Source organism: Halobacillus sp. B23F22_1, assembly GCF_043497005.1.
Taxonomy (GTDB): domain Bacteria; phylum Bacillota; class Bacilli; order Bacillales; family Halobacillaceae; genus Halobacillus_A.
In genome coordinates this window covers 925,529-951,492 of the sequence record NZ_JBIEKE010000001.1, presented here as the reverse complement: position 1 = coordinate 951,492, position 25,964 = coordinate 925,529, and the positions used below count along the sequence as shown (strand labels likewise).

Annotated in this window: 24 protein-coding genes and 1 pseudogene; 9 read left to right on the top strand and 16 right to left on the bottom strand. The window is 40.9% G+C overall.

Annotated features, from left to right (window positions below; genetic code table 11):
• Window positions 1-36: 36 nt before the first annotated feature.
• The 7 genes from hutG to ACGTNH_RS04860 all read right to left on the bottom strand — a co-directional run bounded on the left by hutG (window position 37) and on the right by ACGTNH_RS04860 (window position 10,769).
• Entirely contained in the window at window positions 37-1,026 is a 990-nt protein-coding gene (hutG, locus tag ACGTNH_RS04890; RefSeq protein WP_394585434.1) for a formimidoylglutamase, read from the bottom strand.
• On the bottom strand, window positions 1,023-2,297 hold the full coding sequence (gene hutI / locus ACGTNH_RS04885; protein ID WP_394585433.1) for an imidazolonepropionase: 1,275 nt from the start codon (window positions 2,295-2,297) through the stop codon (window positions 1,023-1,025). Before hutI ends, hutG begins: the two co-directional genes overlap by 4 nt.
• The gene (hutU, locus tag ACGTNH_RS04880; RefSeq protein ID WP_394585431.1) at window positions 2,297-3,976 is read right to left on the bottom strand and encodes a urocanate hydratase; all 1,680 of its coding nucleotides are present in this window, start codon (window positions 3,974-3,976) and stop codon (window positions 2,297-2,299) included. Before hutU ends, hutI begins: the two co-directional genes overlap by 1 nt.
• Window positions 3,977-4,014: 38 nt before the next feature.
• Complete coding sequence (locus ACGTNH_RS04875; RefSeq protein WP_394585428.1) at window positions 4,015-5,553, bottom strand: HAL/PAL/TAL family ammonia-lyase; 1,539 nt, start codon at window positions 5,551-5,553, stop codon at window positions 4,015-4,017.
• A 16-nt stretch (window positions 5,554-5,569) separates the two neighbouring features.
• On the bottom strand, window positions 5,570-7,150 hold the full coding sequence (locus ACGTNH_RS04870; protein WP_394585426.1) for a BCCT family transporter: 1,581 nt from the start codon (window positions 7,148-7,150) through the stop codon (window positions 5,570-5,572).
• Window positions 7,151-7,417: 267 nt separating this feature from the next.
• A complete protein-coding gene (locus tag ACGTNH_RS04865; protein WP_394586136.1) occupies window positions 7,418-8,905 on the bottom strand; it encodes a helix-turn-helix domain-containing protein in 1,488 nt (495 codons plus the stop codon).
• Window positions 8,906-9,407: 502 nt separating this feature from the next.
• Window positions 9,408-10,769: a DUF2254 domain-containing protein gene (locus tag ACGTNH_RS04860; RefSeq protein ID WP_394585424.1), complete on the bottom strand. Its 1,362-nt coding sequence runs from the start codon at window positions 10,767-10,769 to the stop codon at window positions 9,408-9,410.
• A 368-nt stretch (window positions 10,770-11,137) separates the two neighbouring features.
• Here ACGTNH_RS04860 and ACGTNH_RS04855 point away from each other — a divergent pair, with 368 nt between their 5' ends.
• A complete protein-coding gene (locus tag ACGTNH_RS04855; RefSeq protein ID WP_394585422.1) occupies window positions 11,138-12,010 on the top strand; it encodes a DMT family transporter in 873 nt (290 codons plus the stop codon).
• Between the two features lie 177 nt (window positions 12,011-12,187).
• Here ACGTNH_RS04855 and ACGTNH_RS04850 read toward each other — a convergent pair whose 3' ends face one another.
• A complete protein-coding gene (locus ACGTNH_RS04850) occupies window positions 12,188-12,517 on the bottom strand; it encodes a MazG nucleotide pyrophosphohydrolase domain-containing protein (RefSeq protein ID WP_394585420.1) in 330 nt (109 codons plus the stop codon).
• Between the two features lie 84 nt (window positions 12,518-12,601).
• Here ACGTNH_RS04850 and ACGTNH_RS04845 point away from each other — a divergent pair, with 84 nt between their 5' ends.
• The 4 genes from ACGTNH_RS04845 to ACGTNH_RS04830 all read left to right on the top strand — a co-directional run bounded on the left by ACGTNH_RS04845 (window position 12,602) and on the right by ACGTNH_RS04830 (window position 17,229).
• A complete protein-coding gene (locus ACGTNH_RS04845) occupies window positions 12,602-13,186 on the top strand; it encodes an LOG family protein (RefSeq protein WP_394585417.1) in 585 nt (194 codons plus the stop codon).
• Between the two features lie 147 nt (window positions 13,187-13,333).
• A complete protein-coding gene (locus tag ACGTNH_RS04840; protein WP_394585414.1) occupies window positions 13,334-14,983 on the top strand; it encodes a spore germination protein in 1,650 nt (549 codons plus the stop codon).
• 13 nt (window positions 14,984-14,996) lie between these two features.
• A complete protein-coding gene (locus tag ACGTNH_RS04835; protein WP_394585412.1) occupies window positions 14,997-16,097 on the top strand; it encodes a GerAB/ArcD/ProY family transporter in 1,101 nt (366 codons plus the stop codon).
• On the top strand, window positions 16,084-17,229 hold the full coding sequence (locus tag ACGTNH_RS04830; protein ID WP_394585409.1) for a Ger(x)C family spore germination protein: 1,146 nt from the start codon (window positions 16,084-16,086) through the stop codon (window positions 17,227-17,229). Before ACGTNH_RS04835 ends, ACGTNH_RS04830 begins: the two co-directional genes overlap by 14 nt.
• Before the next feature lie 6 nt (window positions 17,230-17,235).
• On the opposite strand, the gene ACGTNH_RS04825 is transcribed toward ACGTNH_RS04830, so the two are convergent.
• The gene (locus ACGTNH_RS04825; RefSeq protein WP_394585407.1) at window positions 17,236-17,361 is read right to left on the bottom strand and encodes a hypothetical protein; all 126 of its coding nucleotides are present in this window, start codon (window positions 17,359-17,361) and stop codon (window positions 17,236-17,238) included.
• Window positions 17,362-17,881: 520 nt separating this feature from the next.
• Here ACGTNH_RS04825 and ACGTNH_RS04820 point away from each other — a divergent pair.
• Window positions 17,882-18,607 (top strand): DUF421 domain-containing protein, encoded by a 726-nt coding sequence (locus ACGTNH_RS04820; protein ID WP_394585404.1) that lies wholly within the window; start codon window positions 17,882-17,884, stop codon window positions 18,605-18,607.
• Between the two features lie 387 nt (window positions 18,608-18,994).
• Here ACGTNH_RS04820 and ACGTNH_RS04815 read toward each other — a convergent pair whose 3' ends face one another.
• A complete protein-coding gene (locus ACGTNH_RS04815) occupies window positions 18,995-19,627 on the bottom strand; it encodes an SdpI family protein (RefSeq protein ID WP_394585402.1) in 633 nt (210 codons plus the stop codon).
• A 342-nt stretch (window positions 19,628-19,969) separates the two neighbouring features.
• Between ACGTNH_RS04815 and ACGTNH_RS04810 the strand changes: the two genes are divergently transcribed.
• Both ACGTNH_RS04810 and ACGTNH_RS04805 read left to right on the top strand, forming a co-directional pair.
• On the top strand, window positions 19,970-20,950 hold the full coding sequence (locus ACGTNH_RS04810; RefSeq protein ID WP_394585400.1) for an ATP-binding cassette domain-containing protein: 981 nt from the start codon (window positions 19,970-19,972) through the stop codon (window positions 20,948-20,950).
• Window positions 20,940-21,749, top strand: coding sequence for an ABC transporter permease (locus ACGTNH_RS04805; protein WP_394585397.1), 810 nt, complete (start codon window positions 20,940-20,942; stop codon window positions 21,747-21,749). The genes ACGTNH_RS04810 and ACGTNH_RS04805 overlap by 11 nt, the downstream gene beginning before the upstream one ends.
• Window positions 21,750-21,856: 107 nt before the next feature.
• Here the strand turns inward: ACGTNH_RS04805 and ACGTNH_RS04800 are convergent, their stop codons facing one another.
• The 6 genes and pseudogenes from ACGTNH_RS04800 to ACGTNH_RS04775 form a co-directional block, all read right to left on the bottom strand.
• A complete protein-coding gene (locus ACGTNH_RS04800; protein WP_394585394.1) occupies window positions 21,857-22,252 on the bottom strand; it encodes a VOC family protein in 396 nt (131 codons plus the stop codon).
• Between the two features lie 123 nt (window positions 22,253-22,375).
• The gene (locus ACGTNH_RS04795; RefSeq protein WP_394585391.1) at window positions 22,376-22,591 is read right to left on the bottom strand and encodes a hypothetical protein; all 216 of its coding nucleotides are present in this window, start codon (window positions 22,589-22,591) and stop codon (window positions 22,376-22,378) included.
• Between the two features lie 64 nt (window positions 22,592-22,655).
• A complete protein-coding gene (locus ACGTNH_RS04790) occupies window positions 22,656-22,871 on the bottom strand; it encodes a hypothetical protein (protein ID WP_394585389.1) in 216 nt (71 codons plus the stop codon).
• Between the two features lie 384 nt (window positions 22,872-23,255).
• Window positions 23,256-23,813: a DJ-1/PfpI family protein gene (locus ACGTNH_RS04785; RefSeq protein WP_394585386.1), complete on the bottom strand. Its 558-nt coding sequence runs from the start codon at window positions 23,811-23,813 to the stop codon at window positions 23,256-23,258.
• Between the two features lie 249 nt (window positions 23,814-24,062).
• The gene (locus ACGTNH_RS04780) at window positions 24,063-24,356 is read right to left on the bottom strand and encodes an RNA polymerase alpha subunit C-terminal domain-containing protein (protein WP_394585384.1); all 294 of its coding nucleotides are present in this window, start codon (window positions 24,354-24,356) and stop codon (window positions 24,063-24,065) included.
• A gap of 82 nt (window positions 24,357-24,438) precedes the next feature.
• A pseudogene (locus ACGTNH_RS04775) lies at window positions 24,439-24,698 on the bottom strand (antibiotic biosynthesis monooxygenase family protein).
• Between the two features lie 435 nt (window positions 24,699-25,133).
• Here ACGTNH_RS04775 and ACGTNH_RS04770 point away from each other — a divergent pair.
• The gene (locus ACGTNH_RS04770; RefSeq protein WP_394585382.1) at window positions 25,134-25,871 is read left to right on the top strand and encodes a PHP domain-containing protein; all 738 of its coding nucleotides are present in this window, start codon (window positions 25,134-25,136) and stop codon (window positions 25,869-25,871) included.
• Window positions 25,872-25,964 lie beyond the last annotated feature (93 nt).

The following is a 25,964-nucleotide window of genomic DNA, read 5'->3' as shown; positions in this document are numbered from 1 at the left end:
CTCAAGCCTCGGATGAGGACTTGAGGTTTAGTCTATTTATCCTCGCTGACAATAACCTGTTAAAAACGAAAGCATCGTATGGACGGCCGCCTTTACATGCATTTCTCCTATATCCTTTCGGGGATCAAGGCAGACTATGTCCATCGCCTTTACTTTTGGATGCTGCCCCGCCAATTGAACGGCATCGAATAACTCTGCGGTGTACATGCCGCCCGGAGTTGCAGCTGGAGCACCCGGTCCATTGGTAATGTCCAGCACATCCATATCGACCGTCAAATAAATTGTGTCCACCTCCCCATTTAATGTTTCTAAAGCCTGCTTAATCGTCGCTTCCATTCCCTTTCTCCGCGATTGTTTCATCGTCGTATAATGAATACCTTTTTCATCGGCAAAATGCTTTAGTTCCCGTGCATTGAAAAACCCATGCAGCCCGATGTTATGCACATGTTTGCCTTTTACGACTTCTTCATCCAGCAGCTGACGGATCGGTGTGCCGTTTGCCGGTCCGAGGGTGGCCGTATCCCGCAAGTCAAAGTGGGTATCCAGTTGAAGGATGCCGATCGTTTCGTCCTTATGCGCCTGCTTCCACCCTTTGACCAGCTGAGCCGTAATCGAGTGATCTCCACCGATAACGAGGGGGAGGGCATGAGGATGATGGTTGCGCATTGCCGTCATTGCTTCTGTTATCTGCTCGTGGGTATAGGCAATGTCGGTGACGTGCTGCTTGACATCCCCAAGGTCAACGATCCTCAGCTGGGCCAGATCAATGTCTTCATCCAAATTATACGTCCCAAACCCCTTCCACGCTTGACGTAACGCATCTGGATTTTCACTGGCAGAGGAGGAGCTTATAGACGACTTGGAGAGTGGGACTCCAAGCAGTGTCACGTCATAGTCGGACCAATTCGGCTTACCATCTCCCAACGTCTCGATCCATTCATGAACCTTCATGTCTGATTTCACTTCGGTGCGTGTGTTCCAGATGAACTTTGGGCGGTCTAATTGAGGGTATGGATAAGCGCTCATTGCAGCTGACCTCCCACAACGACCGGTTTTCCAGCTTTGATCACTGTATCTACATGGTTCATCCCATACTGGTAGGAGAGCACCATGTAGTTCGGGACGTCATAAATAGTGACATCGCCGTTTTTTCCTTCCTCCAGGCTGCCCGCTTCATCAGCTATGCCAATCGCGTGAGCAGCATTGATCGTCGCCGCTGTCATTACTTCTTCGGGTGTCATTCCCATCATCAGGCATCCTAAGTTCATAATGAATGGCAACGAAATCGTCGGTGAAGAACCAGGGTTAGCGTCTGTGGAGAGAGACACGGGGACTCCCGCATCAATCATGTCCCGGCCCCGCGCAAATTCCGCCATTAGGAAAAATGCAGTACCAGGGAGCAGTACACCCATGACACCCTTCTCAGCCATCGCTTTTAGCCCCTTATCCGATGCACGCAGCAGGTGGTCGGCCGAAATCGCCCCAACCTCTGCAGCTAATTCAGCTCCTGCATACGGTTCAATCTCATCGGCATGAATCTTTGGAATCAAGCCATGTTTTTTACCAGCTTCAAGAATGCGCCGGGATTGCTCCGGCGTGAAAACCCCGCGCTCACAAAAAACGTCGTTAAACTTGGCCAGTCCCTGTCTGGCGACTTCAGGAATCATCTCTTCAATAACTCGATCCACAAATGCTTCTGGATTCTTTTTCTCATCCATTGGCACCGCGTGGGCTCCCATGAAAGTAGAAATAATATCGATGGCGTGGCTTTCATGAAGCTGCTTCGCCACCTCCAACTGTTTGAGCTCGTGCTCAAGAGTCAACCCATAGCCGCTCTTTGCCTCCACCGTTGTGACACCATGTAGAAAGAATTTGTTCAAGCGTTTTTTCGATTCTTCGAAAAGCTGTTCGTGGCTTGCCGCTTGTGTCGCGCGGGTCGTGGCATGGATGCCGCCCCCGGCTTCCATAATGTCCATATAGGATTTGCCTTTTAAGCGCATGGCGTATTCGTTTTCTCTTGTGCCGGCATGAACGAGGTGAGTGTGAGGATCAATCAGCCCGGGGCTCACCACTTTGCCAGCTGCATCGATTTCTTTCATCGAGCCGATGCGGTCACTGTATTTATTGCGAAGCTCTGCATCCGGACCAACAGCGGTCACTTTTCCGTCCTCAATCAACACACTGCCGTTTTCAATAATTTGTAAATCCGACATCGCTTCTTGCACAGCCGGTTTCTGCGAATGACCTGCAAGCGTAATTAATTGAGCGGCTCTGCTTATATAAATGGATTGAGTCATTATTTCTCACCTCCCTCTTGTTTGAGCATCGGAATGTGGACACCTTTTTCACGGGCCGTTTTTTCTGCCAAATCATAACCCGCATCCACATGGCGTGCGATTCCCATGCCGGGATCTGAAGTCAATACACGATCAAGACGTGCTTCGGCTTCCTTCGTGCCGTCCGCCACAATGACCATGCCTGCATGAAGAGAATAGCCCATTCCTACACCTCCTCCATGGTGGACGCTGACCCAGCTTGCTCCTCCTACACTGTTAATCAATGCATTTAAGATCGGCCAGTCTGCGACAGCATCACTGCCATCCTTCATGCCTTCGGTTTCACGGTTTGGAGAGGCAACAGAGCCTGAATCCAGATGATCGCGGCCGATGACAATCGGCGCTTTCAATTCTCCTTTTGCTACCATTTCGTTAATGATTTTTCCAAACCTGGCGCGTTCTCCGTAGCCTAACCAGCAGATACGGGAAGGCAGCCCTTGAAAGCTGATCTTTTCACGAGCCATTCGAATCCAATTGCACAGGTGTTCATTCTCGCTGAACTCCCTCAGGATGACTTCATCGGTTTTATAGATATCTTCCGGATCCCCTGACAATGCCGCCCAGCGGAAAGGCCCTTTCCCTTCACAAAACTGCGGGCGGATGTAGGCGGGCACAAATCCAGGAAAGTCAAAGGCATTCTCTACACCTTCATCTTTGGCCACTTGCCGGATGTTATTTCCATAATCAAAAGTAACCGCTCCCTTTTCCATCATGTCAAGCATAGCCTTCACATGTTCTGCCATAGATGTCTTTGACAGCGTGACGTATTGTTTTGCATCATTTTTTCTTAATTGATCTGCCTCATCCAGTGTTAAACCTGAAGGAACATACCCATTTAATGGGTCATGAGCAGAAGTCTGATCCGTTAATACATCTGGAATAAATCCTTTAGCGATCATATCTGGAAGAACTTCTGACGCATTGCCAACAAGTCCAATGGATAAAGGCTTTCCTTCACTTTTGGCTTCTTGAGCAATACGGATAGCTTCCTCTAATGAATCGGTTTTAACATCGGTATAGCGGGTTTCAATTCGGCGGTCGACCCGCGCTTCATCCACTTCGATGGCAATGCATACGCCGCCGTTCATCGTAACCGCAAGTGGCTGAGCCCCGCCCATTCCACCAAGGCCGGCTGTTACTGTTATCGTATGTTTAAGAGTATTGTTAAAATGCTGTTTGGCAAGTTCAGCAAAGGTTTCATACGTTCCCTGAACAATGCCCTGCGACCCGATATAGATCCAGCTTCCAGCCGTCATCTGCCCATACATCATGAGACCTTTTTTATCTAATTCATGAAAGGTATCCCAGTCGGCATACGCAGGGACAATATTTGAATTAGCGATGAGAACTCTTGGAGCATCTTTGTGTGATTTAAATACAGCGACGGGTTTCCCTGACTGAACAAGTAAGGTCTCATCATCTTCAAGTTCCTTTAAAGAATGAACAATAGCATCGAAGCATTCCCAGTTTCGTGCGGCTTTTCCTATCCCGCCGTACACGACAAGTTCTTCCGGCTTTTCTGCCACTTCCGGGTCTAAATTATTCATTAACATGCGCAGAGCCGCTTCCTGCAGCCAGCCTTTTGTATTTAATTCCGATCCACGATAACGGACCACTTTTTCCTCATTTATTTGTACCATGATTATGTCCTCCCTTTAGCTTTTTCTAATTTTGTAATCTAATGAAGCGCACCAATTTTTTCTTCTACAACGGCAAGGATTTCTCCGGAATGAAGTAATTCTTTCATTATTTCTATGTCGGGGTATAAATACTTATCCTTTGTCATTGGTGCGACGTATTGGGCGATACGTTCAAGTACAGCTTGTGACGCAGAACCTGGAGTAAGATTGCTTTCCATAAATTGATGAGTATTATACGTAGACAAAAGCTCTACAGCTAGAATATATTCAAGCTTTTTCACGACGTCCCGCGCCTTTTTGGCTGAGTTGTATCCCATTGCTACATAATCCTCCTGATCCGCACAAGTTGGGATACTGTCTACTGTTGCCGGATGGGAAAGTATTTTCAAGTCATTTAGCAGCCCTGCCTGTGAATACTGTGGGATCATCAACCCTGAATTCAGGCCGGAACCCTGGATAAGAAAAGGAGGATAGTCTGAGAGATTCGCGTTGATCAGACGATTATTTCTTCTTTCAGACATCTTGGCCATGGACGTTACAGCGATACAGGCTGAATCCATCTCGATTCCAATATAGGAGGAGTCGCAATTACTTCCCGATATGGCCCCACCGTCATCCTCGTCCGGCCATATAATTGGGTTATCACAACAGGCATTCATTTCTATTTCAACCGTAATCAAGGCATCATAAAGTGTTTTCTTCGCGGCTCCATGTAATTGAGGAATCGCTCTTATGGATAAGGCATCCTGCAGACGATGATCGATCGATTGCTTGGCAATTATGGAATCCTCCAGCATTCGTCTTATATTTGCAGCTGTGTTTCTTTGCTGCTCATGCGGGCGGACACTCATCAGACGATCATCTAAGGCCCGGGTTGTTCCTCTTAACACCTCTAAAGTCATCGCAGCAATGATATCAGCCGATTTGGCTGCTTTCACCATGTCGTATAACGCCAGGGCCCCAATGGCAGTTGGACTTGTAGTGCCGTTTATTAATGCAAGCCCCTCTTTAGCAGCCAATTCAGCTGGCTCTAATCCTGCTCTTTCGAACGCGTCCTTCGAAGACATTAACTCTCCTTTCACGTAAGCTTTTCCTTCACCTATCAGGACTAAAGCGATATGGGCTTCTACACTTAAGTAACCTACCGAGCCTTCACGAGGAACAAAAGGGATAACCCCGCGATTAAGCATTTCACGATACAATTCGAGGGTACGTAGTTGAACGCCTGAATATCCCTGCCCTAAATTTTGTAAAACCATCAGCATAATGGCTCTGACGCATTCCTCATCCAGTGGATCCCCAACGGATGCAGCATGTGATAAAAGAATATTTCTTTGTAATTGTTTCGATTGGTCTATTGATATAGTGTGCGTAGACAGCGCTCCAAACCCTGTATTGACTCCATACATGATTTTTTCTTCTTCCATCCGCTTGTTTAGGAAGGAACGGGAGTGTTCTACGCGTTCACAGTAAGCATCAGAAAACTGTACATACGTACCATCGCGTACCACAGAGACAAACTCTTCTAAGGTTATCGTAGACCCAAGAGTTACACCTTTTAGTTGTTGAGCTGTCATACAGCTTCCCTCCTTTCTATTTTTCAATTTTATCGATAAAGAACATTTTTATAGCGGAACAAACTTGTAGGACAAAAACAAAAAGTACGGCAGATCCACCTAAAGCAGCTAAATATTTCACTCCATCCACGCCCTGCGCCCCTCCGGCAAAGGTAACCATTAAGAAGGCCACAGTGGCAATGGAAATGGCCCAGAGAAGCATTTTCCATTTTGCCGGTTCTTCATCATAGCGGATGTTAACAGTACATACCGTTGATATCGCCCGCACCATCGAGTCAGCCGCCGTGGCAAAAGAAAGAATGAGAACAATCATGACCACGGGAATAATGATGGCTGCCAGGGGCAGATTGGCTAAGAAGGTCCATAAACCTGCAACTGCTCCACTTTCTTCAATCGTCGACACCAGATCCACGGTACCGCTCTCCTGCCAATGTAAAGCGGTGCCGCCAAAGACTCCAAACCAAAGAATACTGAAGACCGCTGGCAAAATCCAATTGATGAACATAAACTGACGAATCGTCCGCCCGTAAGAAATAATAGCGAGAAAGATCCCCATTAACGGGGCATACGCAATCCAGATCGCCCAGTCATACAAGGTCCACCACATGACAAGAGCCTCTCCTCCTCTTACGCCAGGATCAAGTCCCCATCCCCAGAAATTCTCAAGCCAATAGGAAAAACCAGCTGTAGTCGAGTTTAAGATGTATAAGGTAGGACCAATGACGATGAGCACAGCGAGAAGGATATAAAAGACGGTGGCATTCAAACTGGACATCCGGCGAATACCTTTGTTTAACCCTTTTAATGCAGACACGGTAAATAATCCGGTCGTAATAACCGCCAGCATAAACCAGACAGCCGGTCCTTGTTCAATACCGTATGTTATGGCAATGCCGGAACCAACTAATGCCAGTCCTGCTCCAAGTGAAGAAGCGAGACCAAGTGCTATCGCTAAGACCGCGAGGGTGTCAATGATTCCCGGCCAAATTCCCCTGGTGACTTTATCACCAAATAGAGGAGTTAATGTTCCAGAAACAGACAATTCCTGCTTTCGGTTAAAATACATATAAGCAACGACTAAACCACTGAGTGAATACATCGCATAAGGAATAAATGTCCAATTATATAAAGAGCGGCCCATCGCGAACAAAGCTGCCGTCGGAGTTCCGGGTTCGACACCCGTATTTGCCATTTCTCCATAAATGTTACCGAAGTATATAATCGGTTCATTTACCCCATAAGTAATGACTCCTGTGGCAATGCCCCCCGTCAGTGCCATCGCAAACCAGGCCCGAAACGGAAATTTCGGCTTGGCCTCTTCCCCGCCCAGGCGAACGTTTCCTAATTTAGAAAACGTAACGATACTCACAATAATTAAGGCAACAAGTGAGATGATTTGATAAAGCCATCCAAGCCCCTTTAGTGATCCGGTAAACCCATTCATAGAAATCTCAGTCAATAGTTCATTGTTTACCATTCCTAAAATGGCTCCTCCTCCGACAATCAGAAAGGATGGAACAAATACAGATTTTCTCGTTTTGTCTTTTTTCTCTTTTATGTGTTCCGTATCATGTCCCTTGTCAGTAGCCAGCGACATCCTTCATTCCTCCTTCTCCTTTTTTCAGCGGTTTTAAAAAAAGATAAAGAAGGAGAATGCCGCCATGAAGATAACGCTTTCTTTTCATGGTTCATTTCTTAAACCTCTTATCTTAATCTAGTAAAATTATAAAATATTGATTTTTCAAAAAATAGATGATAAATTTTCGAAATTCCTAAATTTCTTTCGAAAACACTAAAAATCCTCCCGTTTTTTACTTTGAAAGTATAAATTATTTTAGAATTTTATGATTATTTATGATATTAGTCATCCTTTTCGCATGTACTCTCGATATTCACGAGGAGCCATAGTGGTTATATCTTTAAAAAGCTTTGTAAAGTAACTTGGATGACGGAATCCTGCTTGTTCTGCAACTTCTTTAATGGAAAGCTGGCTTCCCGTTAACAATTGTTTAGCTTCTTCAACCCGCTTGTTAGCCAATTGCTGCCGAAAAGGGATCCCTTGCTTTTTCATTAATAAATGACTAAAATAGGCTGGACTTCTTCCGACGGCATCAGCCACATTTTGAAGGGTTAAATCGGGGTCCGAATAGTTGTTTTCAATATAAAGAATCCCTCTCTCGATCACATCCTTTTTAGAAAACACCTCTTCCGTATTAGAGTTATCAAGTAATTCATAAAGAAACAGAAGCATTTCTTGAACAATTCGATACAACACTCGATTGAATAATATTTCGGAAAAAATTCTCATATAAAGCTCTTCCATCTTTCCCTGGTCCAGTTGATAGATTTTCATGAACCTTCTTACTTGAGCAAGAATGCTCGTCAGCCTTATTCTCAGCTTTTCTGGATTGGGAAAAGGCGTGTCCATTTGTAAAAACTCTTGATGCATCTTGTATTTAATTTGTTTTTTATCAAAATGATTTAACATTTCTACCCATTCTCGCTGCTCCATAGACGTTAGAAATGGGTCTATCTCATACCACGAGTCGTAAGCTTCATGAGGTAAGATCACCTGGCCGTAACCAATAAAAAACGTAATATCTAATAGCCTTCTAGCTGATAGATACATATCATGGACCGTCTTATGGTGATTATTAGGCGGGATAATAACTGCAGCAAGCGGATCAATGTTCGTAGCTTCCCAGTCTCTTAAAATTTTCCAAGCCTCTTCTCTTAAGTGCTGGGTAGGCTTTCTAAATAAACAAATCACCATATCTGACAGAGGAAGTAATATGGGGGGCTCTCGAAACGGAAAGTATTTCGAAAACTTATGCAAATCTGCTAATCTTTTATTATTTTCCGGATGTAATAGCATTAACCCGATTTCCCCATTATTTAAATCCCGGTCTACAAACAGAGAGCGGTATGAGTGTTCCTCATCATTTTCGATCGGAGAGACAGCACGGCTTTCTCGCTTTGAAACAAGGGACAACGCCATTCTGACACTTTGGTTAAGATTAACTGGATCCAGGGGTTTAACAAGTAAATCTACACATCCCAGCGCAATAGCCTGCTTCGCACGCTCAAATGTTGCTTCTGCCGTAACAGCAATAATTTGTAGAGAATTCTTTTTTATATTACTTGTCACGATTGACCAATTTTCGTTCGAAATCATATCCAACTCCAGGTAGAGCAGTTCAGGCCTCTCTATTTCAAGTAAGGTCACTGTCTCCTTAACGGTATGAGCAATAAAAACTTCATGAATTGGAATAGAGTAGGTAGTCATAAGCCACTCAATTGCAATACTTTCATTTTTGTCTCTTTCTGCTATTACTATTTTCAATAATCTCACCACCCATTAATTTAGGTCTCCATTTTATACGCGGATTCCTTTTTGTCACGGAGCCATGAAGGCAAATACTGCTTTTTTATAAACTATACATCAATCCTTACTAACTCAAAAGAAATAATCGACGATCTCATCAAATCGTCGCTTCTTATTCTTTATTTCATTTTTTCGCTATAACCTTCTATTATATAACTTTAGTTCTGTGCGCTATGGGTTTAAGGGGGTTTGTTATTTTTTTGAACGTTAGAACTGAACGGAGTATTACCTCTAATCCCAACCAAAAGATCAGCCTGGAGTATAGGGGTTTGTTCGAAATAGATCCTACAACCTGAAGGGAAATGCAAATTCTCAGCATTAAAGAAAAGCCCTCCGCTTATGGAAGGCTTAGATCCGAGCTATTAATTTTGTATTTTTCAGGTGTCTTCCCTTCGACTTTACATTTATAAAGTCTATCTTCATCAAATGTTACGAGTACCCGCTCTACGTACATCCTCAAAATTAAATCTTAAAGAGAAGAACGCACCTCTGCTGCACTCTTCGAACTCACCCGCTGCAGCATATACTCAAGCAGGAAAAGGTAATCCTGCTCATGATCTGTGTTTTTAGCGAGGTCGGATAACTGCTCTAAAATATACAGGCAGTCATTTTCGTACAGGCTGTAGTTATCAAATCCAAAAATTGTCTGACGAGCAAATTCCCATAGGTCGTTGTGCACGTCTTCATCCATCGTTTTACTCAGCAGGGAAACCATTGTTAAAAGCTCTGTCATCACTGTTGAGTTCTGATTCGCGTACTCACGAATGGATGCAAATCCCTTATGAAGATAATAACGAAAGTCCTTTTGATTTAAAATAACGCGCAGTTCCTCTTCCTGATCAAAAAGATAAGGAGAAAAATTCGTCGACTGGCCGATGCTCTTCAACAGATCAGCAATCTGATGAATCGTATTCGTAACGGTAAGAGGGTCATTATGACCTAAAGCCTTAATGGCTACTTCGGCAAGCTTAGTCAGCCCATACTCCAGGTCTTGAATTTCTGTTTGTTTGACCCCGATTTCAACGGTCTTAAAGTATCGTTCTGGCTGAATGGCTGATCCGTATTCCCAATACGTAAGCAGCGGAGTTCCTTCTACGACAAATTGTCCAATTCTGACATCAAACCTCAACAGACTGTTGTCTCGGTTCGCTTGTTTAACCAGCCTTGAGAAGTCAGCCACTTGAAGATAGCCAGACTGGTTTGCTTTGATCACATGTCCCTCAGAGTCAGCTGGGAGGGATTCTTTCTCTGCCTCCTTCTCTAATCGGTATGGCTTTAATTCCTTTTCAAGAGAAGCCTGAACCGATTTTGACTTGGCATTCATATTAAAGCTGATGTTGTGCACCTGCATCCAGGTCGTTGTATGGTTAATAAAATAAATAAACGTCACAGCCGCCGTAATAGCTGTCAGAATGGATAAAACCGGTGTCGCCACAATGTACTCTTCTTCTTCATGGGTAACGTATAAGAAGTTTAAGAGCACATAAATAAAACTGCCGTTAAAAATACCGAGTACATGCTGGGTTGCCCGGTCACTGACAAAGTTGACAAGCATTTTGGAAGAAAACTGACCGCTGAACGTCGTCAAGGCGACGAGCAGAGAGTTAATCGTAAATGCGCTTAACGTCAGGACCCCTCCTACGAGGGCACTTAATAACACCTGCAGCGTCTGGCCGCTGAAACCGACGGCGGCCGGCAGATATAAGCTGATATCAATGACATAATCGAGATAAAAAGTAAAAGCGGATAAACATACCGCTCCAACGATATACCAGAAAGGCATAAACCAAAGAGTTGATTTTAATTCAATTTTCCGCTGACGTCTCGACATTTTGAAATATTTCTTTATATAGTAAAAGAGCCCCATATGATCACCATTCTTTTTAGTTTAAATACTTCTATTTCCTACCCCGGTTAAAAGTAAAATAACCTTATTTTTTTAGTTTTCCATTAAAATTACTAAAAATACCGACTGATCCTCGAGCCTCCTTAAACAAGAAGTTTCTATTAAATATACAGGTAAGCATCGCAGTGGTTGAAATCATCCCGGATCGTTGGCATTTCGATTTATATGGAGGTTTAGAGTTGAGAGTTTAAAGGAATTACCGTTAACACCTTTAAAGCGAACTGGATGAGCTTTAAATTACGTTAGTACATTCACAAATATTTGTACCATTACTTATCTTTAGGAGGCAGACGATGAGATTTGCAGGGGTAGGCTTCGTGATGCTGGCCGCTATATGCTGGGGCATCAGCGGAGGAATAGCTGATATATTAATGACCAGGGGATGGGATCCGATTGTGATTTCATTTTACCGGGGGGCTGTTGGGTTTATATGTTTTCTCGCGTGGTTTCTCTTTCGTTTTAAACAAAATTGGTCGGGAGGATCGTCCCGATTATACATATGGTCCTTTTTAGCGGGCGTTGGTGTGGCTGGAAATTTTACTTTTTACTTTCTCAGTATTCAAGCTTCAAGCGTAGCTGTGGCCGCAACTTTAATGTACACAGCTCCTGTGTTTGTCCTTTTAATCTCCTTTTTATTACGACTGGAACGTTCAACTTGGTTTAAGTGGGGATGCATCGCCGGCGTACTTGTGGGGATCGTCCTGCTAACCGGTGCCTATAACATTGATTCGGTTACCGTAAGCTTACTAGGGGCGGCCGCGGGTCTTACTGCGGGGCTTTCGTATGCTTTGTTTATCTTCGGATTTAAAAATGCCTCTTCTATCGGAAAACCGCAGACTTCGTTAACGATTGCCTTTTTTTCCTTTTGTCTTCTCCTTTTTCTTTTTACGGACAAAGGGGAAACTGCTGCGGTGGTTACGTCCAGCGACATAGGATGGTTTCTATTATTAGGGCTCGTGGGTGCAGGAATTTCATTTATTTTATATGTGATTGGTATTCGAAAGACAACCCCGACAACGGCTTCAATGGTCGCTATGGTCGAACCGGTGACAGCCTCCTTATTTGGTGTTCTGCTTCTTGGCGATCATCTGGCCATCATGCAGGTTCTTGGCATGGTGATCATCCTGTTTACGGTGACTGTTCTTAGTATGAAGCAGTCTGACTGAAGCAATGTATCCGCATTATTTAAACATAGGGAAGGCATGTACTTTTACTGCCTTCCTTTTTCTTCTGGTCTATCGATTGTCAACATCGCTTTTGGTTTAAGGGTTTCTTATGAATTCTATGGAGAAAGGCATCCATGAATTCTAGTGAGATCATCCGTATCGCCATATTTTTTCTGGCTATTGTGTGTTTCTATTTTTATATCGTTTTGAAAGTTTTTCTTGGTGTGCTTGGAATACTTCTTCTAAGGGAATGTCATATTTATTCGCTATAATGATGAGGTTTCCTAACACATCCCCTAATTCTTCTGTTAACTCTTGTTTGTTATTGGCATAAGACTCCTCCTTTTCGTCTGGACGATCTCTCCCTATCTCAAGGGATCTTATGGCACGGGCTACCTCCCCTGTTTCCTCAGCTAAAAAACCGATTCGAATAAAGATATCTAACTCAGACCATCCTCTGTTTTCATAATATTCTTTGATCCATTGTTGAAATTCAGTAACATCCATTTTAACTCCTCCTTACATTAGAGATAGTTTAACAAAGGATTCTAAGTTTTGTATAATACACATGGTGAATTTAGGAGGGATAAAATGAAAAGAATAGCTGTATTCTGCGGGTCAAGCCCCGGCGCCTCTGACTCTTATATAGAAGGGGCAGAACAGCTCGGAAAAGAGATGGTTAAAAGAGGGATCACTCTCGTTTATGGCGGCGCAAGTGTAGGTATAATGGGAGCCTTGGCAGATACGATCTTAAAGGAAGGCGGACACGTGATTGGTGTAATGCCCGACTTTCTAGAAAAGAGGGAAATCGCACATAAACACCTAACTGAACTGATTGTTGTTGGATCTATGCATGAAAGAAAAACCAAAATGTCAGATCTAGCTGATGGATTTATTACTTTACCAGGTGGGCCAGGAACGATGGAAGAATACTTAGAAACCTTTACTTGGGCTCAATTAGGACTTCACCAAAAGCCATGCGGCCTTCTGAATATTAATCGTTATTTTGATCCTCTTTTAGATTTTATGAAACACATGAGTAATGAGCAATTTCTAAATGAAAAGTATCTTTCCATAGCTTTATCAGACCCGGACCCAGCTCGTTTATTAAACCAACTCTATTTCTATGAACCCCCAAAAGTAAAGACTTATATTACTTCTAAAAATGAGACGTAATGCAAACACAGACTAAATTTTTGGTCTGTGTTTTTTTAGAATAATTACGACAGAATTTCTTAACTTCATAATCGCTCTCGATTTTTAAAATGCTTAAGGATAATCAGGGAATTTTCGGGGGATCTTATTCATAAGGAGAGGGATAAAATGGATACAATTCTTTCTTTTTTTTCACGTACAGATGTGTATATGGGTGCCTTGACGATTCTAGTGGTTCCATTAATATTTTCAATTTGTTTTCATAAACTTACGGAGCTAAGGAAAAATGTCAACCGTCCGAGAAAACGGTCAACTACATGTGAAGAGAAAAAACAAGTCATGATATCTTCCGAGTTATCCTGCAACTTGGAACATATTAACACATCAATTGGGAATAATTCGGATGTGACGATTCGCAGGTTTAAACTTGGTTTTGAAGGACGAGATAGTGCCCTGATTCATATAGATGGTTTGGTAGATAAACAATCCTTACAAGAAAGTATATTTCTGCCTTTGATGAAGCCAGTTTCAAGCAAACATTCATTTGAAAAGCTAAAAAAAGCAAACGTAAAAGATTATTTATTTAATCATGTAATTGGAATCACTGACGTTAAAGAAGCAGATGACTTCCAAACGAGTTTAAAGGAACTTCTTTCGGGATCAGCCCTTTTAATTATTGATGGTTTAAATACAGCTATTGTGTTGGGAGTGAAAGGATGGAAAACTCGAGCTATTGAGGAACCTGTAACGGAAGGATTGGTTAGAGGACCGAGACTTGGTTTTATAGAAAACTTAAGAGATAATACCTCGATTTTACGAAGACTTACAAACGACCCTAACCTTACGATGCTTGATTTCGAAGTAGGAGAACGCACGAAGAGAAAACTCGTAGTCGTATATCTTAAAGATGTGGCTAACGAGTCGTTAGTGGAAGAGGTAAAAGAAAGAATTAATAACATTGATTTAGATGATGCACCAGAATCTGGATATATAGAACAGCTCATTGAAGATAATTATCTTTCATTATTTCCCCAGGTTCAATCGACAGAGCGTCCTGATCGAGTCATGGGTGGTTTATTAGAAGGAAGAGTTAGTATTTTATTGGATGGGACTCCGTTCGCTCTCATCCTCCCTACAACCTTTTCCATGATGCTGCAGTCCCCGGAAGATTATTATGAGAGATGGTTGTCCATGTCTCTAATCCGTATGCTGCGTTATGGCGCTGCTATGATTAGTATATTTCTGCCTTCTTTTTATATTGCTTTTGTTTCTTTTCATCAAGGCTTGATCCCAACAGAACTTGCCCTTGCTATCGCTAGTACTAGAGATGGAGTCCCCTTTCCAACGATCATAGAAGCCTTAATTATGGAAGTGGCAATTGAAATGCTGAGGGAGGCCGGGCTTCGGCTGCCCAGTCCAGTCGGCCAAACCGTTGGCTTAGTAGGGGCCCTTATCATAGGTGAAGCTGCTGTTCAGGCGGGACTAGTGAGTCCAATTATGGTTATCGTCGTGGCCACAACTGCGATTGCTTCCTTTGTTTCTCCCCAATATGGAGCTGGTATCGCCCTGCGGATGCTTCGCTTTTTAGCCATGTTTTCTGCAGCAGTTCTAGGGTTGTACGGGATCATTTTATTCTTTCTAGCTTTATGTATACACGTAGTTAAACTTAGAAGTTTTGGAGTGCCTTATGTGACTCCCGGTACATTATATAGTGTAAATGACTTAAAGGATTTTATTTTCAGGCTTCCCCTTTTTACGATGAAACAAAGACCAAAAGAGCTCTTCCCTAAAGATTTGATGCGCAGAAGAAATAGATAAGGAGGGAGTGCGTTTGAATAGAGGCACTAACGAAATAACGACTCCTCAAACGATTGCGTTGGTAGGTTCGACTCTTGTAGCTGTAGGTATCTTTACGCTGCCTCGGACTTTAGCTGAAAAAGTTGGCACCCCTGATATGTGGATATCCATTCTAATGGGCGGGGGAATTACTATATTCTCAGCATTTATCATTATAACTTTGAGTCTTCGCTTTCCTCAAAAAACGTTTTTTCAATTTAATCAAATCATTATTGGAAAATGGCTGGGAACTATAATCAGTCTCATTTTTATCATCTATGTAATCACTTTGGCCAGTTTTGAAATTCGGTCAATGTCTGAGCTAACTAAATTCCATTTATTAGAAGACACACCTCTCTCTGTATTGATGATTTCTATGATGTGGGTCGGGACTTATTTACTGGTAGGAGGAATTAATCCCATTGTTCGACTTTTTGAATTTCTATTTCCCATTACTATTCTTATCTTTTTAACAATAATATTACTGGGTTTTAAAGTGTTTGATCTAGATAATATCCGTCCAGTACTTGGACTAGGAGTTATCCCTGCATTAAAGGGAATTACGCCTACCTTGTTAACAAATAGCGGTGTTGAGTTCTTGCTCGTTTGGGTGGCCTTTATGAAAACTCCTGCACACGCCAAAAGAGTCATTGGATGGGGGATAGGAATTCCTATTGTTCTCTATTTGGTCACCATCATAGTAGTGACCGGAGCGCTATCTGTCGACCGTATTAAGGTAGAAACTTGGCCAACCTTTACACTAGTTCAGCAATATGAATATACCGGAATAATTTTCGAGCGATTTGAGTCGATGTTTTTGGTCGTTTGGCTGATTCAAATCTTCTTTACTTATATCGTTTGTCATTACATTGCTGCCATTGGGCTCTCCCATATATTAAATGTAGATTTTAAAAAAATAACCTATTCTCTTCTTCCAGTCATCTATATTATTTCCTTAATACCGAAAAGTCTTAATCAAATATCCGATATGGGAACGATGATTGGTTATGTAAGTTTCGTCTTCGCTATGATTATCCCTGCTATTTTACTAGGGATATCATGGATGGCGGGGTTAAAAGAAGGTGAAAAAAATTAGCAATAAAATCAGCTACCTCCTCCTGACAAGTTGTTTATTTGCCGTTCTGACCGGATGCTGGGACAGTTCTGATATTGATGAACTTTCCATTGTAATGGGGATGGGTATTGATAAATCCGAGAATGACGAGGAACCGATTAAATATACGAGTCAAATTGCGAGTTCTGAAAGTAATTCTGATTCTTCTACTGTCCAACCTGCTTTTCAGAATGTATCTTTAACAGGCAGTGCTGTCCACGAGATTATAAGAAACCTATCATTAGAATTAGCAAATCCAATCTTTGCTCAACACTTAAAAGTACTCATACTTAATGAAAGTATTGCTCAAGAATATAAGATGAGCAATCTTCTTAACCAGGTTTTCAGGGATAACGTGTCCAGAATGAGTCCAACTGTCTATGTAACAAGCGGGGAAGCTCAAAGTATTTTGGAAGTAAAAGGCAACGAGGATATTCCTAGTACACATATCGAAGGAATCGAGACCAACCGAGCACGTACTATGGGCTTAGTTAAAAGCATGAGAGTTGGAGATGTAGCGGCTAAACTCACCAGCAATTCAAGCTTCCTGTTGCAGAATATCGATGTTATCGATGGAAAAATAAAAATGAATGGAGCCGGTGTGATTAAAGGACATGAACAAAAGCTGATTGGCTTTTTAAATAAGGAGGAGGTTGAAGGAGTAAACTGGGTTACAGGAAATGGAGAAGGAGGGCTTGTAAAAGTATTCAATGAAAACAAAGATGTAATCATTTATGAGCTCCAATCCTTGCATTCTACGATCACTCCCCAATGGGAAAACGACACAGCTTCTTTCCACGTTAAAATTAAGTCAGAGGGCTGGATATCTGAAGATTGGACCTATCCTGGTAACTCCTTTAAAGAAGAAAAACTGGAAGAAGTGGAACGTTTGACTGAAGACAAAGTCAAAGATTTAATGGAACAAGCTATGAATAAGGCTCAACAGGAGTATAAGACGGATGTGGCCGAGTTTAGTGAATCATTTAGAATCAAATATCCGAAAGAATGGGAAAAAATCAAAGCGGATTGGGATCAATACTTTGCACAGGCCTCTATCACCTATGACGTTGAGATAAAAATCAGCAGTGGCGGAGCAGCAGGATCTAAAAATTAGATTTTCTTATCCTTCATCCCCAAATGCATACGTTGATGTTTGCGTTTGGGGAATATCATACTGATTCGCAATAAATATAAGCTTTCCTACTACATATTCTAACTCTTCCAATAATTTCTGTATATTTTTCACATAAGACTCATACTTTTCGTCTGGACGGTCACTTCCTATCTCAAGGGACCTTATGGCCCGCTCCTCCCCTGTTTCCTCATCTAAACAAAGCTAACTCAGACCATCCTCTGGTCTCTGAAAGTGTATTCCCATTACATAAAAAGCTCTATTATCGTAAAATTGGAGATAATGAAAGGATTTTTCAGTATAGTTTGAAAATTATTGTTAGTAAGATGCACATCGAACATAGGAAGTATTAAAATCCTTCTTCTAATGAGTCTCATGGTTTTAATTATTATGAATGGTATTCATCGTTAAAGTCTTGGAGAAGATGATAGTGAGTTGTAGTAATTCCTGGGAAGATAATAGTGCAACTAATACTAAGAGTTATATAAAAGTCACGATATCACAAATGAACCTTAGAAGACTTTAATTCGCCTAAACAATCTATTTACCTTATAAACCATTCCATTATCAGCTTAGCTAAATATATCCAATAAGCTATTTTTGTACATTAAATAGTTCAGGAAGTGGTGTGAAAATGCTTGAATTTATGAAAGAAATACTTTTGGTTCTTGGAAGAATAATTACTGTTTTGCCCTTGTTGTTGTTTATCACCCTATTTATGGGAAAGCGTGCCATTGGGGAATTGCCCATTTTTGACTTTTTAATTATTGTCACATTAGGAGCTGTTGTTGGAGCCGATATCGCAGACCCTGATATTAAACATGTCCCGACTGTCATTGCTTTAATTGGTATCGGAAGTCTCCAAAAGGTTGTGGCAAAATGGAAAATTTCAAATAGAACGATAGGTAGATTACTTACATTTGAACCTACTTTTATTATTCAAAATGGAAAATTTCTTAATAAAAACCTAAAAAAAATCCGATATTCTATTGATAATATACTTCAAATGCTTAGGGAAAAAGATGTTTTTGATATTAGTGAAGTTGAAACAGCCATTATCGAAGCAAACGGGAACTTAAGCGTGTTAAAAAAACCCCAAAAAAAATCAGTTACGTTAGATGATATGAAGATTGTAAAAACAACTTCTTCGATATCTTATCCTGTTATTTTAGAAGGTGCCATTTATTCAGATGTCCTAAACAAATTTAGTCTTAACGAAGAATGGATAGAACAACAGTTATCCCTACAAGGTATTATTGATCGAAAGGATGTTTTTTTTGCTTCAATAAATAATAAACGGGAGTTGCATATCTCTCTGCAAGAGGAAAGTGATATAACTATTCCACCAATAAAACACTAACTGGTTGGTAAACTTACAGATCGGAACTCTTTTATACCGTCTTGTTAAGATTACTCTCCGACAGGATTGGCGTTATAATTCACTCCCCCTCTTCAAAAAAAGCCATTAAATGTTATATTAAATTTTAATATTTGGTATGAAAACCATTACTTATCCAATTTTGTCCAGTAGTTGTAAGCAAATTTGTTCTTAATTTCAATTGAGTATTCGTTAAATTACAACTGTTCATTTAATTATCGTATACACCTTTCGGGGAAATACTTATGTAGACATTTAAGTGATAGATAAACAATTGGATGAAAAGAAAAGGGCCAGCTGTTTTAAGGCTGAACCCTTTTGTCACGTATCCTTTAGCTGTAACTTTTTCAATTCTTTTCTTTGTATGGTTTATTCAGATTTCTTAAAATATCTATAAGAAGAGATCATTAATAGGAAGATCATAATGATTATAATAACGAGGAAACTAATCAATTTATATGAGCCAGGTAAGAAAGAAACTAACAATATTAATACTCCTGCCAAGACAAACACTTTGCCGCCTAGTTCATGCGTTTTTCTCCACGTTTTATCATCTGCCAACGTCCAGGGCGTTCGAATGCCCATAAAATAATTAGGCTGAATACGAGGCATAAAAATTCCTAAGACGATAAAAAGACACCCCACAGCAGGGAAGATCACTAGTGATATATCGATGGCCCACCCTAAGTTGTAGCCAAGTGTCACTACGTGCAGCAGAAAAAGGAATACGAGGATGACGTGGACAATCATTTGGTAGCTGGTTGAAAACTTTTTAAAATTTGCTTTGTTAGGATCAATCTTTGGCAGAAGAACCAGTAAAGCAGCCATTCCGAGCATTAAAAGCGGGATAAAGAAAACGGCAATTGATTTGTTCCAAAATTGATCAGCCTCTCCATAGATATTCCAATGCATGGCGACCTGCTCCGGCAAGTACGGGAGCACAAACAAACTTACCCCAAAGCTCACAGCAATTAAAAACCAAATATACATGTACCTTCTCACTTCATATCCCCTCCCGAACCATAAAAGTAAAAAAATCAATTTTTGCACTCATTATTGTACCAGGTACACAGAATAAAAGCACTGGTACCTGGTACAGCTTTCTCTCTCTTCTGTACCTGGTACCAAAATCTCCTTTAAAATTCATTTTTTCCTCTTCTTCTATCCTATATTTATCGTTTTTGTTTACTTGCTATTCTTCATTTCTTTCTTTTTCATTCTCCATATTTGGTCTACATACAATTTGAAATAAACCTTAATCTAGGGGCTTCATCCTTTTACACAAACAAAGCTCAAGACTTCTGCCCTATGGTAAAATGGAATGGAAAGAGGGAGGTCATCTCAATGGAACATTCAAACACAACCTATGCAGTAGAAGCCGATCAGTTAGTTAAAGCATTTGGAAAAGAACGAGCTGTAGATGGGATAAGCTTAAAGGTACCGAAGGGAATTGTCTATGGTTTCCTCGGGCCTAATGGAGCTGGGAAAACGACGATGATCCGTATGCTGGCCACACTGCTGAAGCCAACAGAAGGACAGGCGAAAGTCATGGGATATGAGCTGGCAAAAGAAGCGGATGACGTCAGGCAGTCGATCAGTTTGACAGGTCAGTTTGCTTCAGTGGATGAAGAACTCTCCGGCCGGGAAAATTTAATATTCATCGGCAGGTTAGTTGGTTTTTCCCGCAAAGAAGCAAAACAGCGTGCCGATGAATTATTAGCCGCTTTTAAATTACAAGATGCCGCGAAGCGGCAGGTAAAGAAATACTCCGGCGGAATGAGAAGAAGAATTGATATTGCCGCCAGTATTGTAACTTCACCAGAACTGCTCTTTTTAGATGAACCAACCACCGGCCTTGATCCAAGAAGCCGGAACGAAGTGTGGGAGATCATTCGAGCCTTAGTCAAAAAAGGAACAACTGTATTTCTGACGACGCAATACTTAGAAGAAGCCGATCAGCTTGCTGATCTTATCGGTGTCATTGACCGCGGCGTTCTAATTGCGGAAGGAACGAGCTCAGAATTGAAATCATCGATTGGGGTTCGAAGCCTGGTGATTGAATTCGAAGACGAAGTGGATTTAAACAAAGCAGAATCCATTTTTGAAGGGATGTTCACCCAGGCACCTGAAGTGGACCGCGGTCGCTTAACGATTTCCGTTACGATGAAAGACCAGTCAAAAGCTGCAAAAGCGATTGGAGAATTGGCGAACCAGCAGATCGCAGTCAAAGACTTCTCGATGCAGCAGCCAAGTTTGGATGATGTATTTTTAACAATTACCGGAAAGCCGGCGAAACAGGAAGGAGGGGAAGAAAGTGGAGAATAATTCATTAGAAAAATCTATCACGTTAGAGAAACGCCCGTCCAAAGCTTCGCCGATGAACGCCGCTCTAACCTTTGCATGGCGGGCCTTATTACGAATACGCTATGTTCCAGAGCAGCTTTTTGATGTAACGATCTTCCCGATTATCTTTCTATTAATGTTTACGTACTTATTCGGCGGCGCGATATCTGGCTCAACAGGAGAATATTTAGACTTTGTTCTGCCGGGCATCTTAGTCATGACCGTCGCAATGATTACGATGTATACCGGACTCGATTTAAATAAAGATATTGAAAAAGGCGTCTTTGATCGTTTTCGTTCACTGCCGATCTGGCAGCCTGCTGTGTTGGTAGGGGCGCTGCTCGTCGATGTCGTGCGGTATTCCCTTGCCGCTACCATCATGGTGACACTTGGCTACATTTTAGGCTTTCGTGCAGAAGCAGGCTTTACAGGAGTCATCCTTGCCGTCCTGATTATTCTATTTTTTTCTTTTAGTTTATCATGGGTGTGGACGATGCTTGGGATCATTGTCCGCTCAGAAAAAGCACTTATGGCCATAAGTATGATGCTGTTATTCCCCCTCACCTTTTTAAGCAGCGTATTTGTTGATCCATCTACTATGCCCGATTGGCTGCAATATTTTGTGGATATCAACCCCATTACCTTTGTAGTTGATGCAGCCAGGGGATTGATTCATGGCTATGATGTAACCAGCGAATTATTAGTCATTACCTACATCTCCATCGGTTTAATTGCCGTGTTTGGTACACTGACAATGTACTTTTTCAGGAATAAAAATTAAGAAATTAAATAAAAAGACGAAACAGCCTTGGTCTCTCCTTAGAAGACGAAGGCTGTTTCGCTATCTGCCATACAAAAAGGTTCTTTACATGAGACTAATGCAAACGGCTACTTGGCATTTTCATCCGTTTGGTGAATACCAAAGATGTTTCCTTCTGTATCAATAAAGTATCCCTGCCAAGCCATTCCGGGGAGAGCGTATTTTGGCATTGCGACCTTGCCTCCATTATTGATAATCTTAGATTCAATAGAATCAAAATCTTCGACATTCATTGTACAGGCAAACCCATTTAAAGGCTGGTTTGGTTCTGGAGGAGGACTTTGCCGCTGCATTAATGCACCGTTAATACCCAGCTCTTTTTCATCGCCGGTTACGGCACCAAAATAAGGCATTCCCGCATACTCGCTCCAATCTTCAAACTTCCATGCGAATACTTCTCCGTAAAACTCCTTGGCCCGATTCATGTCATCCACGTGGATTTCGAAATGAACTAATCTGCCCATAAATAACCTCCTGATTTCGTTCTAGACTTTACTCATCAAGTTGTATATTCTATAAAAAGTTTAATACTCCTTTATTATTTTTCTAAATCGCTAACGAAAAAAGACTAGATTTCAAGATAATAATTACTTATTGTCATCATGATATTTTCTATGAATTTTTATTTTCCCTTCAATAAATAGATAAGCTATTAACCCTGCACAAATACAGACTAGCAGAAATAACGGAGAGCCGTACCGCTCAGGGTTCCTAAATTGAAATACAGAAAAGGCAACCGTAGTCATGCCCAACACACCTATTATGGCCATAAGAGAGTATTTTAATAGCAGAAGCTTCTTCACTGAACCTCCCCCTTCTTAAAAATATTACTGTCTGTTAAAGACGAACAACATGAAAAAGTATGAATCAAAAATCTACATCTAACACTTTTTTTATACCCTTTAACAACCGCGGGTGATTCTCAGTTGTGAGGAGTGGTTTTTCTCTAACAGAGTCTATATCATCAAAAGTAAATACAAATGTGGCCTCCTCTAGTATGTAAAAAGCGTAAGGCACTTGACCCGTCTCTAACGTCTGACTCTCGAAGAAATTAAACATGTAAGAATCCTGGGACTCTAACATTGGCATAAAACTCCTCGTTACTTTCTTGAACCTCCAGACCGGGAATCCTCTCCAAAACAGTATGAATCATTGAATTGTTTTTAACCGTTTTAGTCAGCTCTTCTTTTGTCTTACCATTTTCGAATTTTTGAAGATATAAAGTAAATCAAAGGATTTCTCATTTAATTTAAGCACCTTTTCTTGCTCTGTACAGGAAATCAGAAAAACGACGAGAAGGGATACGTTCTCAGGAGCAGAAATTGAATATATTGATTTTATGTATGTTTCTTCCGTTAACCCTTGGAAAGTTCAATGAAAAATCAGCATCCGTATTTCATTTAAAAATTAAAAGACTCAATATCGAGAAGACATAAAAGGCCAACCTAAAGGTTGACCATAGAATACTTAACTCCTTAATTGATTCTTAAAAAACAAGATCGTTTCTAACTCGTCTTCACGGTCGTCGAAAATCTTCAGCTCTTTACCAACGGCGATGCCAAACTCGATATAGGCATTCCCTTCAGCGGTAATCACATTTTCACTTATGGTCACGTCTGCTTCACTTTTAAATGTTTCATCAAAATAATGTTGATACTCCGGTTCATCAATTGAGGTTGAGTATTTTCTTTCACGTAATATACCTGCTGCTGCAAGGAAAGTCGGAGCTCCACATATAGCTGCAATATATTTTCCTTGTTCATCAAATCGGCGGATGAAATTCAATAAACGTTCCTCTTTATCCAGTGGTGCCGGCGTTCCTCCAGGTATGATCAAAACATCATAATGTGTTGGATCACATTCCTCGATCCTAAAATCGGGTTTGATCCTGAATTTACCTTCATGAGTGATTTCTTCAGTCAGAGCAACTGTTTTAACATCGATGTCAGACACACTTAACATATAAGACAACGGACTGATTTCCCAATCAACATACCCATCATATAAAAAGAATAATGCTTTCAACCGCTCATCTCCTACTAAATTTTTAAACTAAAGAACGATCCGACCTATGTTTACCACCTTATTATTGTTTTTCATAATACCAGCCCCTTTACATACTCATTCATAATATTCAGATATTTAACATTGTACCGTTTCATCTAAAAAGTTACTACTCTATTTCCGGACGCCAGGAAAATTTCTTTGAGTTTTTAATCACCAAAATAGTTTCCTTTATATGTCCTCTTGCTCGTATCCTGTTGGAACAATAAATTATTTTATTTTAAATGATAAACCTGCTTTCTCTAGGGAAGTTCTCAAAATTGGCAAGGATGCTGGTCCCATGCCATGAAGTTTTAGAATCTCTTTTTCTGTATACAGGGAAAGCTTTTGCAAACTATCAATTCCTTCATGAACTAAGGCGTTTCTGGCCGGTGAACTTAGTTTTGATAGGAAGCCGCTTTGAGGTTTTTTCTCTCTCTCGCATGCAGGGCAAGTAGGACAATCACTACTTTTGTAATACTTATGTCCTTTTTCACATACCCGCTGACTTTTATTTGCTGTCAAAATAATCCCTCCTAGAAATATCTAAATCAATTTTACCTTACTTTTTAATTTTCCAAAGTTATACAGTCTATACCTACGCCCTTTACTTAATCTCAAAGTGTTCAACTTCTGGAAAGGTGGCATAGGAATGATGTAATCGGCTCTTCCATTTTTGATATTCTTTCGATTGCCTAAATCCAACGGTATGGTCTTCTAATGTTTCCCACTTCACTAAACATTTCCCCTGAACTTCCATACATCGCTGCAATTTGTGGGATATGTAGCCGTGCATGGATGATATGATTGTAGACGGTTCTCGAAAGGGTTGCGCTTAACTTGCAGCATTACCGCTTCCAGAATCATTTAACCGCCCTTATTTTATTTATTTCTTCTAATTATTAGTGCTTCATTTTATATGCGGCTCCACGAGGTTTGAAAAGCCGCTTTCAACTACTTTAAGTATCGTTCCCTCGTCTTTTGAAGTCAACTTGAATTCGACCAGCGTACCATTTTCTCCTTTTATTTTCTGAGGAAAGAACTTGCCCACCTGCACGCAAGGTAGTTTGACGGTTCAGCGCGTTCAGTCAACACCGGGGATTTAACGCTTTAGCAGAGGGTCAGGCACATCTTCCACTATTCTGCCACTCGATATTATCAGTAAATTAATATACCTCAGAAAAATTTACATTGAGTAAACATATTACAATAATTCCCTTAATAATGTTTGATTACAATAATAGATAGTTAGGATCTTACTTGAGCTGATGATTCGTTAGTAAAAACAAAGGAGAGAGCTAAATGCACATTGACTTTCATACCCACGCAAATCTATCAAGAAAATCACCCATTACTTTAGATGAATTTATTAAAAAAATGGAAGAAGCAAGCTTAAATGGACTAGATGCGTTAGCTTTAACGGAAAATGTTAACCACCCTAATTTTACTAATTTCTATAACATGCTCGATAACAACTTCCCTTATGTAAATGATTATTATGATGTAAATGGACTAAAAGTGTTTCCTGGCATGCAAGTTAATGTTAAAGACAAAGGGAGCTTTTTAATTATTGCTGATCGGGAGACTGTCAAGCTCATTTATAAGAAGCTAAGTCTTCAAGAGAAGGGGATCCGTGCGGACGAATTGATGGAGTTAGTTCATCATCATCATGTATTGAAAATTGCAGCTCACCCTTTAAGAGAAGCCAATCCTTGGCTCCATCATAAAGACGAAACCTTAAAACAGTTTGATGCTCTCGAAATTAACGGAAAAGACTTATACAGATATGGGAATACTATGAAAACTGAAATGGAAGCTTTAGCTTCTCACCTTCAAATCGGTGCTGTGAGCGGCAGTAGTGCTGATCAGCGTTTTCACTACGGATGTACCTTTAATGAAATTCCGGAATGCACAACCATTGATCAGTTGAAAAAGGCTATTCAAGAAAAAGAATATAAAGTTCACGTTTCACCTTTCTTACACCCTAAAATAAAAGCGGCTAATTTTGTAAGTATATTTTTCAGGAAAAAAGCTGTTTAATAAAACATACTAAGATTAGTGGATAAGATCATCGACGGGTGACTTTACCCACTTTTTTCTTTTTTTAGTAGAAGTGCCTGCCCCCACTGCGTT